General features: G+C 70.6%; 12 protein-coding genes. 7 read left to right on the forward strand and 5 right to left on the reverse strand.

Translation table 11 applies throughout. The annotated features are described in order from the left end of the window. Complete coding sequence (locus tag ACYSUO_RS06415) at positions 1–1353, reverse strand: MFS transporter (protein WP_461775016.1); 1353 nt, start codon at positions 1351–1353, stop codon at positions 1–3. A gap of 167 nt (positions 1354–1520) precedes the next feature. Here ACYSUO_RS06415 and ACYSUO_RS06420 point away from each other — a divergent pair, with 167 nt between their 5' ends. The 5 genes from ACYSUO_RS06420 to ACYSUO_RS06440 all read left to right on the forward strand — a co-directional run bounded on the left by ACYSUO_RS06420 (position 1521) and on the right by ACYSUO_RS06440 (position 6348). Continuing rightward, positions 1521–2507: an ABC transporter substrate-binding protein gene (locus tag ACYSUO_RS06420; protein WP_461775017.1), complete on the forward strand. Its 987-nt coding sequence runs from the start codon at positions 1521–1523 to the stop codon at positions 2505–2507. A 143-nt stretch (positions 2508–2650) separates the two neighbouring features. Beyond that, a complete protein-coding gene (locus ACYSUO_RS06425; protein WP_461775018.1) occupies positions 2651–3658 on the forward strand; it encodes an ABC transporter substrate-binding protein in 1008 nt (335 codons plus the stop codon). Then, complete coding sequence (locus ACYSUO_RS06430; protein WP_461775019.1) at positions 3655–4497, forward strand: ABC transporter ATP-binding protein; 843 nt, start codon at positions 3655–3657, stop codon at positions 4495–4497. The genes ACYSUO_RS06425 and ACYSUO_RS06430 overlap by 4 nt, the downstream gene beginning before the upstream one ends. Then, positions 4494–5318: an ABC transporter permease gene (locus tag ACYSUO_RS06435; protein WP_461775020.1), complete on the forward strand. Its 825-nt coding sequence runs from the start codon at positions 4494–4496 to the stop codon at positions 5316–5318. Before ACYSUO_RS06430 ends, ACYSUO_RS06435 begins: the two co-directional genes overlap by 4 nt. 58 nt (positions 5319–5376) lie before the next feature. Continuing rightward, positions 5377–6348, forward strand: a complete 972-nt coding sequence (locus ACYSUO_RS06440) for a quinone oxidoreductase family protein (protein ID WP_461775021.1) — start codon at positions 5377–5379, stop codon at positions 6346–6348. Positions 6349–6408: 60 nt separating this feature from the next. Here the strand turns inward: ACYSUO_RS06440 and ACYSUO_RS06445 are convergent, their stop codons facing one another. Further along, positions 6409–7944: a carboxylesterase/lipase family protein gene (locus ACYSUO_RS06445; protein ID WP_461775022.1), complete on the reverse strand. Its 1536-nt coding sequence runs from the start codon at positions 7942–7944 to the stop codon at positions 6409–6411. Positions 7945–8242: 298 nt separating this feature from the next. Between ACYSUO_RS06445 and ACYSUO_RS06450 the strand changes: the two genes are divergently transcribed. Then, on the forward strand, positions 8243–9658 hold the full coding sequence (locus tag ACYSUO_RS06450) for a carotenoid oxygenase family protein (RefSeq protein ID WP_461775023.1): 1416 nt from the start codon (positions 8243–8245) through the stop codon (positions 9656–9658). A 7-nt stretch (positions 9659–9665) separates the two neighbouring features. Here the strand turns inward: ACYSUO_RS06450 and ACYSUO_RS06455 are convergent, their stop codons facing one another. The 3 genes from ACYSUO_RS06455 to ACYSUO_RS06465 form a co-directional block, all read right to left on the reverse strand. Then, a complete protein-coding gene (locus ACYSUO_RS06455; RefSeq protein ID WP_461775024.1) occupies positions 9666–10355 on the reverse strand; it encodes an enoyl-CoA hydratase-related protein in 690 nt (229 codons plus the stop codon). A 59-nt stretch (positions 10356–10414) separates the two neighbouring features. Continuing rightward, positions 10415–11008: a TetR/AcrR family transcriptional regulator gene (locus ACYSUO_RS06460; protein ID WP_461775025.1), complete on the reverse strand. Its 594-nt coding sequence runs from the start codon at positions 11006–11008 to the stop codon at positions 10415–10417. Between the two features lie 144 nt (positions 11009–11152). Further along, on the reverse strand, positions 11153–12634 hold the full coding sequence (locus tag ACYSUO_RS06465) for an MFS transporter (RefSeq protein ID WP_461775026.1): 1482 nt from the start codon (positions 12632–12634) through the stop codon (positions 11153–11155). Between the two features lie 248 nt (positions 12635–12882). Between ACYSUO_RS06465 and ACYSUO_RS06470 the strand changes: the two genes are divergently transcribed. Beyond that, the gene (locus ACYSUO_RS06470; RefSeq protein ID WP_461775027.1) at positions 12883–13506 is read left to right on the forward strand and encodes a TetR/AcrR family transcriptional regulator; all 624 of its coding nucleotides are present in this window, start codon (positions 12883–12885) and stop codon (positions 13504–13506) included. Positions 13507–13603: the final 97 nt, after the last annotated feature.

A 13603-nucleotide genomic window follows, 5' to 3' on the forward strand; every position in this document is an offset into this window, starting at 1 on the left:
TCAGGCAACAGGTGTGCCGACGCCCTCCTCGGCCCGGTCGGTGTCCCGCCCGTCGGACTCCGCGGCACCCTGCGCCTTGGGCACGTGCGCGAAGAAGACCAGTGCCACCAACGTGACGACGGCCATCCCCATGGTGAGCAGTGCCACCGGCAGGAAGTGTCCCGTGGCGGCCAGCAGCGCCGTGGCCACCACCGGCGACAGACCGCCGGCGATCGCCGACGACAGCTCGTGACCGAGCGCCATCCCGGAGTAGCGGGTGCTGGTGCTGAACAGCTCGGAGAAGTACGAGGGCTGCACCCCGATCATCGCGGCGATGGCGATGTGCCCGACGATGAACGCCGCCCACACCGCGGCCGGTTGGCCCGTGTCCATGAGCAGGAAGAAGGGCGCCGCCCACAGCAGCATGCCGATGGCCCCGCCCAGATAGACGGGCCGCCTGCCCACCTTGTCGGAGAGCCGGCCGAAGACGACCATCATCGCCGAGTCCACCAGCATCCCGATGATCCCGGCCCACAGCAGGACGGTCGACGAGATCCCCACGTGTGCCCCGTACACGAGGGAGAAGGACATGAAGATGTAGCTGGCGCCGCTGTCGGCGAAGCGCAGTGCCATCGCGAACAGCACCTGGCGCGGGTGGCGCCGCAGCACCTCGCGCAGCGGCGAGTGAGGTGTGTTCCTCGCGTCCGTGGTGTCTGCCTCGAAGCTGTCCGTCTCGCCGAGGTTGCGGCGGATGTAGATGCCCACCACGAAGATGACCGCGCTGGCCAGGAACGGGAGTCGCCAGCCCCAGGCGAGGAAGCCGTCTCCTGACACCTGCTGGGCGATCCACAGTGCCAGCGCCGACAGGACGAAGCCCAGGCCCATCCCGCAGGAGCTGAACGAAGCGAGGAAGCCACGGCGTTCGGCCGGCACGTTCTCGGTGATGATGAGCACGCCGCCGCCCCACTCGCCGCCGGCCGCCATGCCCTGCAGCAGCCGGAGCAGCACGAGGAGCAGCGGGGAGAGCAGACCGGCCGTGGAGTACGCGGGCAGCAGCCCCATGCAGAAGGTGGCACCGCCCATCAGCGAGAGCGTCCCCATGAGGGCGGCCTTGCGCCCGCGCCGGTCACCGATGTGCCCGAAGATCAGGCCCCCGACGGGCCGGGCGGCGAACCCCACCGCGTGTCCCGCCAGGGCCGCGATGGTGCCGAGCAGCGGATGCCCGCCCGAGGGGAAGAAGACCTGCCCGAGGACCAGCGCGGCGGCGGTGGTGTAGAGGAAGAAGTCGTACCACTCCATCATGTTGCCGGCGACGGACGCGATGACCACGCGCCGCGTCGCGGACGGGTCCTCGGTCGTGCTCTTGCGGGTCATATGTGCTCCTTGCCGTTCGACCCTGAAGATCGGTGGAGCGTACGAACGGCCCGGAGCCGCCTCAATCGGGTCGGTCCGCCAGGCGGGACACCGCGCTTTCCGCCGGACCTGCGGGCTGCCAGCGTGCCGCCACCTCGACAGCACTTCGACCCCGGAGGTCGTATCCGATGTCCCGGAACCACCGCACTGCAGGGCGCCCGGCGGCAGCCCTCCTCACCTTGCTCGCGCTCCTCCTCGCCACCGCTTGCGGCGCGGGCACCACCGACTCGGCGGGCACCGCGGGCGGCAGCAGCCCGACCGTACGGATCGCCCTCGGTGTCGACGCCTCGTACGCCCCGCTGTATCTCGCCGCGCAGCGCGGCATGTTCGCGAAGGCGGGCCTCGACGTCCGGCTGACGAAGGTGGAGGGCGGCCCCGCCGCAGCGCAGGCGGTCACGGCCGGCACCGCGCAGATCTCCGCCAACGCGGACTCCACCGCGCTCCCGCAGATGGTGAGCAATCCGCGACTGCGCGCCCTGGGCGCCTTCCAGTCCTCGGGCCGCTACCTGAAGGTCGTGCTGCGCAAGGGCATCACCTCGCCGCGACAGATCAAGACGATGGCCTCGATCCAGGGCATCGGCCTGTACGCCACCCACGAGTACCTGCGCCACCACGACATCGACCCGGACTCGGTGAAGATCCAGCAGGGCGCACCGCAGGAGATGCCCACCATGCTGCAGCGCGGTGACGTCGACGGCTACATCCTCTTCGACCCCTGGGTGAGCAAGGGTGTCGCGGCGGGCGGCCATCTCGCAGGCACCATCGGCGACTTCGGTGTCACCTACGTGCAGTGGCTGCTCGCGGACGAGAAGTGGCTGAAGGAGAACCAGAAGCTCGCCGGAAAGATCTTCAAGGTGGTCGCCGAGGCCGACCGGCTGGTGACGAAGGACCCGCATGCGGGCGCCCTCGCGGCGCACGAGCAGGCCCAACTGCCGGTGGCGGCAACGGAGAAGGCGATCGGTGAGATCTCCTTCAAGGCCCGTGCCCTGAACTCGAAGGATGTCGATTCCTCGCGGAAGATCGCGGACTTCCTGCGGCAGCAGAACCTCATCAAGAGCGCACCCGACCTCAACTCGGTGCTGTTGCGCGGCTGGTACGACCGGTACGCCCGGTGACCTGTGCCGACACACCATTCCCCGGCCGTCCCGCTGAGCGGACCGCCGCGCATGCCCCGGCCCGCCGCCGCACAGTAACGTGCGCCAACTCGCGAGCCAGCACCCCCGATGACCTGCCGAAAAGCGTCCACCCCGAGGTGACCATGCAGACAGTGTCCCGCCCGATTCAGCGCATCACCGGTTCCGCAGTCCTCACCGCCGCACTGTTGGCGGTGACCGCGTGCGGAGCGGGCACCACCGACACCGGGGCAGCAGCGGGCTCCGGCGACAAGGCGGCCGGCCCCCGGATACGTATCGCGGTCGGTGTCGACGCCTCGTACGCTCCGTTCTTCGTGGCCGACGCCGAGGGGCTGTGGGCCAAGCACGGAGTCAACGTCGACCTCGTCCAGTTCGCCAAGGGCGGGGAAGGCGTCGACGCCCTCTCCGCGGGACAGGTGCAGATGGCCGGGAACTCCGACGCCACCACCATCGGCCTGCTCGGCCAGAACCCGGACCTGAGATCGCTCCTCGTGTACGAGAACTCGGGGCGGTACCTCAAGGTCGTCCTGGGCGACCACGTGAAGTCGCCCGACAAGATCCGGAAGATGGCCGTGGTGCCGGGCCTGTCCGAGCTGGCCGCGACCCGGTTCCTCGAATCCAAGGGCATCAAGCCCGGCTCGGTCGACCTCGTCACCTCCGATCCCGCCGAGATCCCGGCCCTCACCAAGAAGGGCGACGTCGACGCATACGTCCTGTGGGAGCCCTGGCCGGCCAAGGGCAAGGAACTGGGCGAGCGGATCCTGGAGACCACCGGCGACTACGGCCTCAGCTACCAGCACTGGCTGTTGTCGACCTCGCCCTGGCTGAAGGACCACAAGGGCACCGCCGCCAAGGTCGCCGCGGCCCTCGCGGACGCGGCCAAGAAGACGGAGAGCGACCCGGACGCCGCGGCGAAGGCCACCAAGGACGCCGCGAAGATCCCCACCGCCCAGACCCTGAACGCGGTGAAGGAGATCGACTTCGCCGTCCGCGACTTCACCACGAAGGACCTGAAGGGCTACGACGACACGGCCTCCTTCTACCTCGACACCGGCAAGCTCAAGGCCCGCCCCGACGTGCGCGGCGCCGTCCAGCGCGGCTGGCTCCCCGACAACACGAAGGAATCCCGATGACCAAGGTGATCGAGAAGTCCACGTCCACGTCCACGGGCGCGGCCCTGCGCGCCGAAGGCGCCGGGATCTCCTTCGGCGACTTCCAGGCCGTGCGGAACATCGACCTCGACATCCCGGCCGGTGAATTCCTCTGTCTGCTCGGCCCGAGCGGCTGCGGCAAGTCCACGCTGCTGTCGGCGATGGCCGGATTCATCCAGGTCAGCGAGGGCACACTGACCGCCGACGGCGCCCCCATCGGCGGGCCCGACCCCGAACTCGGCATGGTGTTCCAGAGCAGCGAGGCCCTCTTCGACTGGCTGACGGTGAAGCAGAACGTCACCTTCGGGCCCCGTATGCGTGGCCGTTCCCGCGCCGAACAGGACAAGGTGGCCGACGAATTCCTCGGCCTGGTCGGCCTGCGCCACTGCGCCGACCGCTATCCCGGTCAGCTCAGCGGCGGCATGCGCCAGCGCGTCCAGATCGCGCGGGTGCTCGCCAACGAACCCGGCGTCGTCCTCATGGACGAACCCTTCGGCGCGCTCGACGCGCAGACCCGGCAGGTGCTGCAACAGGAGACGGCCCGCATCTGGCGGGCGTCCGGCTGCACCGTCGTCTTCGTCACGCACGACATCGACGAGGCGATCCTGCTCGCCGACCGGATCGCCGTGATGACGGCGGGCCCGGCGGCCTCGATCAAGTCCCTGTACCCGGTCGACCTGCCGCGCCCCCGCGACGAGTCCGACCCCGCCGCCGTACGCCTGCGCCACAAGCTGCGCGACGACATCGGAGAAGAGGTCCGCAAGGCCATGCGCGACCAAGGACTCGACGACCAGCTCGACGGAGAGGCGAAAGGCGCATGACGATCACCACGACGGAGGCCGCGGCCCCGACACGTACCCGCCCGCGCCGCAGCAGCCCGGCGGGCGGACAAGGACTGCGCACCTTCGGCCTGTACGTCCTCGCCGTCGTCGTCGGCCTGGGGGTCTGGCAGCTCGTCGCCATGAAGTACGGCCCCTCGCTTGTCGCCTCGCCGAGCCAGACCCTGTCGGCCGCCGGCGAGCTGGCGTCCGACGGCACCCTCGGCAACTCGGTCATCGCCTCCAGCCGCCGCATCCTGATCGGCTGGGGACTCGGCGTACTGGTGGGCGCCCCGATCGGCCTGCTGATCGGGCAGATCAGGATCGTCCGCCAGCTCCTGGAGCCCTACATCGAGTTCTTCCGTTTCATCCCGCCGGTCGCTTTCGTGACCCTGGCGGTGGTGTGGCTGGGCATCGGCGAATCCTCGAAGATCGTCCTGATCTTCTACACGGCCGTCTTCATCGTCACCCTCAACACCAGCGCGGGCGTGATGGCCGTCAACGAGAACAAACTGCGGGCGGCGGCCAGCCTCGGCGCGAGCCGTCGGCAGGTCCTCCAGCGGATCGTGCTGCCGTCCACCGTCCCGTACATCCTCACGGGCGCCCGCCTGGCCATGGGCAACAGCTTCCTGACGATCGTCTCCGCGGAGATCGTCGCCTCCCAGGTGGGCCTCGGCTCCCTGATCTGGACGTCCCGCAACTACGGCCGCATCGACTGGGTCTTCGTCGGCATCATCACCCTTGGTGTGCTGGGGCTCGTCTACGACCGGGTGCTGCGCGTGATCGCGGTGCGTGTACTGCACAAGTACGGAGCTAAGGTGTGAGTGGGGGAACGGGGCGGGACGCGGTCATCAACGGGGACACGAACGGAGAACACAGCACGTGAGCACCACCGCAACGACATCGCGAGCCCTGCTCCTGGAGGAGTTCGGCACCCTGCCGCGCCTCACGGAGCGGGCCGTGCCCGAGCCGCGCCCCGGACACACCCTCGTACGGATGGCGGCGGCCACCGTCGCCCACCTCGACATGAACATCCTCGACGGACAGTTCGGCATCCTGCCCGAGCTGCCGTTCATCCCGGGCACCCAGGGCAGCGGCCACGTCGTCGCCTCGGACACGCACCCCGAGGGCGCCCTGGTCCGGCTGCGCGGCGAAGGCCTCGGACTCAGCCGCGACGGCGCCTGGGCCGAGCACGCGCTCGTCCCGGACGCCGCCCTTGAGCCCATGCCCGAGGGCACCGACCCCGCCCTCGCCTGCATCTACTTCTCGCCGGTCGGCACCGCCTGGGCGACCGTCCACGCCATCGCGCAGGTGCGGCCGGGGGAGCGGGTGCTGGTCACCGGCGCGTCCGGCGCGGTCGGTGCCATGGCCGTGCAGCTCGCCGCGCGCGCCGGCGCCGAGGTGATCGGCGCGGTCGGCCGCCCGGCGAAGCTCCCGCACGTGCCCGGCGTGGCCAAGGCACTGCTCGCCTCGGACCTCTCCGAGGAAGTGATCGGCGGCAAGGTCGACGTGCTGATCGACACGGTCGGCGGCGAGATCCTGCGGAGCGCCCTCACCCTGGTCCGCGGACGCGGCCGGGCCGCGCTCCTCGGCTACACGGCCGGCCGCGAGCTGAAGCTGGACCTCGCGGACTTCTTCCTCGCGGATGTCTCCCTGCTGCCCGTCAACATGATCTCGCGCGGCGAGGAGGTCGCCCCCGAGGTGCTGCGACTGCTGCCGGACCTGTCCTCGGGCGCGCTGTCGCTGCCGTACGAGCGGTACGGGATGGACGCGCTCGGCGAGGCGGTGGAGCGGCTGCGCACGGGCGCGGCGGTCGGGAAGATCGTGCTCGACCTGGAGGGCTCCGGAAAGTAGTACCTGACGTACGGGAACGGGCCCCCTCCGATCGGAGGGGGCCCGTTGCGTCTGCCTTGGTCAGGACTGCGAAACGCCTGCCTGCGCGGCCAGTTGGCCCGGATCGACGGGCAGCCAGTCGTAGTCGATGGAGTTCCAGAAGGAACACTGGTGCTGGGCCGCGTACGCTCCGGACGTGAGGGCCTTGCTCTCACCACCGGGCAGCAGCGACATGTACTTCCCGGCCCGGTACGAAGGCCAGGTGGCCTGTCCCGGAGCCGCGGGGTTTCCGTGCTTCACGAACGAGCCCCAGTAGCGCACCATCTCGTCGGACAGCTGCTGCTGCCCGGGTGACAGCTGCTTCGAGGCCGCCTCGGGCATCAGGTACGGCATCTCGGCGCCGTGCGAGGCACCCGGGTCGAAGCCCGCCGGCAGACCGCCCTTGACGGGCGGGTGCGGGTCGTCGAACTCGTAGAAGTACGTGCGCGGTTGACGGCTCGCCGCCTGACCCGCGAGGTCGTGGTACTGGCAGCCTCCGAGCCCGTAGAACGAGCTGCTGTCGCCCCACAGATCAGCGAAGGCGTACGTCCCGGTGTACGAGTCGCCGTACTTGCTGAACGGGTAGTGCGCGAGGACGGCGTCGGCCTGGTCGCCGAACTCGATGCGGACGGCCTTCTCGTACTGCTCCTTCGTCGCCTTCGCGAACGGCAGCGCCCAGGTCCGCACTTCGTCGCGGGTGTGACCGATGAGCAGGGGGACGTTCGCGGCCTTGCCCGTGCGGACGGCCTCGCTCGGCGGAACGGGAAGTTCGGGGCCGCCGGACACGGGCAGTGGTCCGCTCAGTACGCCTCCGGCGAACTCCCCTCCAGAGGCCAGCAGTTGATCGGCCGACTTGGACCGCAGGCAGGTCGCGCTGTCCGCCGCGTTCGCACAGCCGGCCGCCGTCTCGTACTTCTTCCCTCGCGCGACGGCCTGCTGGGCCGTGAGGCTGGGGCAGCCGCCGCTCTGGATGATCGCGCCGGAGAACAGGCCGCGGGCCGGAGGTGAGGCAAGGAGTGCGCAGACGGAATGACCGCCGGCCGACTGGCCGCCGATGGTCACCCGGCTCGCGTCGCCGCCGAAGGCGCCGACGTTGCGCTGCGTCCAGCGCAACGCAGCCTCCTGATCGAGCAGGCCGTAGTTGCCGCCGCCCTGCTTGCTCAGACCCGGCAGATCGAGCCAACCGAACGCACCAAGGCGGTAGTTGACGGTGACGACCACGACGTTGTTGGCCTCGGCGATCTGCGAGCCGTCCTCGTCGCCGCCCGACCCGCGGGAGAATCCGCCGCCGTGGATCCAGAACATCACCGGCAGCGGACGGTCCGTGCGCTTCGAGGGGGTGTAGACGTTGAGCGACAGGCAGTCCTCGCTCATCCCGCGGCCGGTGTCACCGCCGAACTGCATGCAGCGCGGGCCGGGGGCCGTCGCCGAACGCGTCCCCTTCCACGAGGACGCGGGCGCGGGCGGCTGCCAGCGCTTGGAGCCGACGGGCGGAGCCGCGTACGGGATGCCGAGGAACCGGTCGACCCCGTCCTTCGTGGCTCCCGCGACCCGGCCCTTGTCGGTGGGGACGGTCAAGGAGCGAGGGGCCGCGGAGGCGGGCACGGCGGATGCGAGGGTCAGCAGGACGAACAGGCTCGCAAGGCCCGCAAGTCCTCTTCGGGCAAAGGAATGCACGGAACAGCCTCCCAGGAGGTCGGAGCGATGGGGAGGCCATGCTCCGCAGCGGGCGACGGGCCCGCGACACTTCCGGTCTGCTCAACGGACCTGCCGTGCAGCCCAGTTGCCCGTCCCCGCCGGGGGTCGACCCGGGCCGGTTTTCGGTGGAGGGTGGAGTCCTGGGCCACCCCCTGCCGGACCCGTCGAGGAGGCCGTCATGGCCGATCAGGGAAATCCGTATCTGCAAGGGCTGTTCGCGCCGGTGCGCGAGGAGGTCACCGCCTATGACCTGCCGGTGAGCGGGCGGATCCCCGAGGGGCTCGACGGGAGGTATCTGCGCAACGGGCCCAATCCGCTGAACGTCGACGACCCGGCGGCGTACCACTGGTTCACCGGGCCCGGCATGGTGCACGGGGTGCGGCTGCGCGGCGGGCGGGCCGAGTGGTACCGGAACCGGTGGGTGCGCAACGACGCCATGGCCGCGACGCTCGGGGACAAGCCGGTGCACGGGCCGCGCCACCTCGACATGGACCTCGCGCCGAACACGCACATCCTGAACTTCGCCGGCCGCTACCTCGCCACCGTCGAGGGTGGCGCGCTGCCGTACGAGCTGGACGGCGACCTCAACACCCTTGGCCCGTACGACTTCCAGGGCACGCTGCCGGGCGGGCTCGCCGCGCACACCACGGTCGACCCGGTCAGCGGCGAGCTGCACGCGGTGGCGTACTGCTGGGCGTATCCGTATGTGCAGTACCTGGTGGTCGGGACCGACGGGCGGGTGCGGCGCAGGGTCGACATCCCCGTCGACGGGCGGCCGATGATGCACGACTTCTCGCTCACCGCCTCGTATGTGCTGCTGTACGACCTGCCCGTCGTCTTCAACCCGGACGTGGCCACGTCGCCCTCGTCCCTGCCCTACATCTGGGACCCGGAGCGCAAGCCGCGCCTCGGCGTGCTGCCGCGCGAGGGGCGCGCCGAGGACGTGCGCTGGCTGGAGGTCGAGCCGTGCTTCGTCTTCCACCCCATGAACGCGTACGAGGACGGGGACGGGCTCATCACCGTCCATCTGGTGCGCTACGACCGGCTGTTCGCGGGGCGGGACAGCCGCGGGCCCGACGAGACGCCGCCGCGACTCGTCCGGTGGACCGTCGACCTCGCCGCCGGAACGGTGCGCGAGGACGGCATCGACGAGCGGGCCGTGGAGTTCCCGCGGGTCGACCCGCGGCGCGAGACCGGAGTGCACCGGTACGGCTACGGGGTCCTCGAACCCGTCGACGGATATGCGGCGGACCGGGCCCGCCGGCACCTCCTGTCTCCCACCTCACCGGCGCCCGAGCTCTCCCAAGTCGGCGTCGGGCTCGTCAAGTTCGATCTGGAGCGGGGCGGCACCGAGGTGCACCGCTTCCACCAGGGCGGGGACGTCGGCGAGGGCGTGTTCGTGCCGTCGGCGGACAGCGACGCGGAGGACGACGGGTGGATCCTGTCGTACGTCTTCGACCCCGAGCGGGGCGCCACGGACCTGGTGGTCCTCGCCGCCCAGGACCTGAGCGGCGGGCCCGTCGCACGGGTGCATCTGCCGGTGCGGGTTCCGGTGGGGTTCCACGGGAACTGGGTGGCGGACGAGGAGAGTTGAGACCAGGTCAGCCGAGCGGGTTGGTGGTGTCGTGCAGGGTGGCCAGGGCCGGGGCGTACATGCGGGCCTTGATGGTGCCGAGGGTGTCGCCGGCCTTGGCCACCTGTGCCTGGGCGAGTTCGATCGCGGTGGAGCGCACGGCGTCCTCGGCGACCGCCTGGTCGACGATGCCGGCGGCCGCGGCGTCGGTGCCGCCGTAGCGGCGGGCGGTGAGCATCGCCTCGTGCGCGGCCTGCGGGGCGAGGCGGGACTGGATCAGGGCGGCCATGCCGGGCGTGAAGGGGATGTTGATGTCCGCCTCGGGCAGACACCAGAAGCCGCGGTCGGCGCGCATCACGCGGAAGTCGTGCGCGAGGGAGAACATGGCGCCGGCGGCGAAGGTGTGTCCCTGTAGCGCGGCCACCGTGATGACCGGCAGCGACAACATCCGCGCGAACAGCTCGTGGACGGTGACGACGTAGTTCTCGTGCTGGTCGGCGTGGGCCAACACCCATTCCAGGTCGAGCCCGTTGGAGTAGAACTTGCCGGTGGCGGTCGTGACCAGGGCGCGCGGGCCCTCCGCCTTCTCCACCTCGTCGAGCGCGGCGCCGACGGCGGTGAGCCAGTCGGGGTGGAAGCGGTTCTCGCCGTCTCCGAGGTCGAGGACGAAGACGTTGTCGTGGCGGTCGAGCGTGGGTGTGGCGGGCGTGGCGGTCATGGCGACTCCTTCGAGGTGTGCAGAGGTGTGCAAGGGATGCGGCTGGAGGGTTACGAGGGTCAGGTGCCGGGGCGCTCGCGCAGGGCGTACAGGAGGAGATCGTGGATCTCGGCAGCGGCCGCCTCGATCGGGGCGGTGCTCTGCTCGGCCCGGCACATGATGACCGCGCCCTCGACCGCGGCGATGATGAAGGCGCCCAGCCTGCGGCTGCGTTCCTCGGTCAGGCCGTGCCGGACGAGAAGTCCCGCGAGGGCCTCCTGCCAGCGGGCGAAGACGGCGGCGGCGGAGCGGGCGAGCTGCGGCGCGTCGTCATTCGTCTCGACGGCCACCGCGACGATCGGACAGCCGGCCCGGAAGCCGCTCTCCACGAGCCGCTCGCGCCACAGCACGAAGAACGCGTCGACGGCCTCCACGGGGTCATCGGCCTGCATCGCCGAGTCGATGAGCCCGGCGATGAAGTCCCCGGCCAGGGCCACCGCCTCGTCGATGAGCTGCGCCCGCCCGCCGGGGAAGTGGTAGTACACCGAGCCGCGCGGCGCCCCGCTGTGGGCGAGGACCCTGTCGACGCTGGTCGCGCTCGCCCCGTACTCGCGCAGCAGCGCGGCGGCACTGAGGACCATCCGGTCCCGACTGTCACTCTTGCGAGGGCTCACCAGTCCACCCACCCCACCTCTGACGACGACGGGCCCCACCGTCCGGCGGTGGGCTGCCTTGGCTACCTGTCAGTAACTTAAGGTGTATGACATAGAACAGGCAAGAGGGGAGGGGGCGTCGAGTTGTGCTGAGGGAGCGCGCCGTCAGGCCAACTGTCCGGCGGGCAGTGGCTCTTCGTTCTCCGGATCGCGCAGCGGCGGGATGAACAGGGACAGCAGGAGGGCCGCCAGGGTGACCAGGGCGCCGAGCCAGAAGATCCAGGAGTAGCCGGTGTCCTGGTAGAAGGCAGTGCCCTTGACGACGGTGCTGTCCGAGGCGAGGACGGCGTAGGCGCCGGCGGTGAGGATGGTGCCGAACAGGCTGATCAGCATGTTGAGCATGCCGCTGCCCAGGCCCTGTTCCTCACGGGAGACGACGCCGACCACCAGCGCGGGTGCTCCGGCCACCACGACGCCGGCGCCGACGTTGGCGACGCAGGACGTGAGGATGAGTTCCAGTTCGTTGCCGTGGTGGAAGCCGACCAGGGTGTAGCCGATCGCCATCACGGCCAGGCCCGCGCACCACACTCTCCGGACGTCGAAGCTGCGCAGCGCACGGCTGATGAGCAGCCCCGTGCCGAACATGACCAGGTTCCAGCTCACGCTGACGACCGCGTTGTGGTGGGCCGTCCAGCCGAGTCCCGCGGAGACGCCGGGGATATGGGGGTAGAGGGCGAGCAGGATGGCGATGCTCGGCATGGTGAAGGCGACCGTCTGGGCGAGGCCGCCCGCGGTGAGCGCCAGAGCCACAGGGCGGCGGCGCAGCACCCCCAGGTCGAGGATCGGGTGGGCGCTGGCGCGCTCCACGAACACGAAGCCGATCAGCGCGGCGACGCCCGCACCCAACCAGCCGAGGGTCCGCGGATCGGACCAGCCCCAGCTCTGCCCCTGGCCGACGGCGTACACCACGGCCGTCAGGCCGCCGCCGAGCGTGAGCCCGCCCAGCCAGTCGAAGCCGGACTCGAAGGCGTGCCGCGGTGTCTCCGGAACCAGCAGCGCGACGAGGGCGAAGGCGACGGCGGTCGCGGCGGCGAGGAACCAAAGGGCTCCCCGGTAGCCCCAGTTGTCGACCAGCCAGCCCGCGAGGAACGGGGAGCCGAGCCCCACCAGGCCGACGCTGCTGCCCATGAGCCCGCTGGCCTGCTTGACGAGCCGGGGCGGGAAGACGTCCCGTATCGCGGCGAACGACAGCGCGCCGAACGGCCCGTAGAACCCGGCGATCGCCCGGCCCACGAGGACGAGCCAGAAGCTGCCGGCCAGCGCGGCAAGCGCCTCGCCGAGAGCGCCCAGGGCGGTCATCGCGAGCATGACGCGCTTCTTGCCGTACAGATCGCCGAACTTGATGACGAACGGGGTGAGCAGCGTGGACACCAGAGTGAGCGTCAGGCCGAACCAGGCGACCTGCGTGGTGTGGAACGCCTGCGCGACCCCTGCCGTGGCATTGGCGCCGAGAATGCCGCCCGCGGCGAGCAGTTGGGTCGGCCAGGCGAGGGCGATGAGCAGCAGGACGAGGCGGGGAGTCCACCGTCCGTCCGTGTCGGCGCGGGGCGCGCGGTCGACCGAGGGGCTTGATGACATCGGCGTCATGCCAGCCCTCCTTTCACGGAGGTGCCGAGGAGATGGGAGGTGGCGTGGGGGTGCCGCGGAGGGTCGGCCCGGCGCGCCGGGCCGCCGTCGGAAGGCGTGGCGGCGCGTCCGTCCGTCGTCGCGTGACGTTGATGATGGTCCCAATGCCTAGTACTCGCTAGGTATCGGGGGTGTGACCCACATCACGGCGGGTGGATGGTGTGTTCGCCGCCGGACGGTGTCGGGCAGGCCGCCGGTACCGTTCTCCCATGGCGACACCCAGGGGGCCGCGCGGCCACTACACGGCAGGCCGGGCGCGGCGTACGCAGATTCTGGAAGCGGCGCTCCTGCGCTTCGGCAGGGACGGCTACCGCAAGACCTCCCTCGCGCGCGTCGCCCGTGACGCCGAGATCACCGATGCCGGACTGCTGCACCACTTCCGCGACAAGCAGCAGTTGCTGATGGCGGTCGTCGAGTACTGGCACGAGCGCATGGACGTGCAGTGGGAGCGAGTCTCGGACTCCGTGCGGGACGCCTTCCGTTGCCACCTCGAGGACACTGCGGAGCGGCTCGCCATGCCCGGCATGATCGAGCTGGCCGTCGTCCTCACCGCCGAGGCCACGGCGCCCGACCACCCCGCCCATGACCACTTCACCGACTGGCAGGAGAAGGGCGTGAGGGAACTCGCCGACCGGCTTCGAGACGGCAGTCGGCAGGGTGAGCTCCGTGACGACCTGGACCACGAGGGCATCGCGCGCGAATGTGCCGCCATGGACGTGGGGTTGATGCAGCAGTGGCTGGCCGGTGGGCGGGAGTTCGATCTCGTGGCCGTGATGCGGGGGCATCTCGATCGGCTGATGCGGGGCATCTCCGCTGATGGGCGGGGGTTGTAGAGGGCGGATTGCGTCGCCGTCGCCCGTGGTCGACGCGGGCGGAGGTGTCGGGGTGTGCGCCCCGTTTGACTTGTCATGGACGCGCCATGACTCACGA

Source organism: Streptomyces sp. UC4497, from assembly GCF_054871485.1.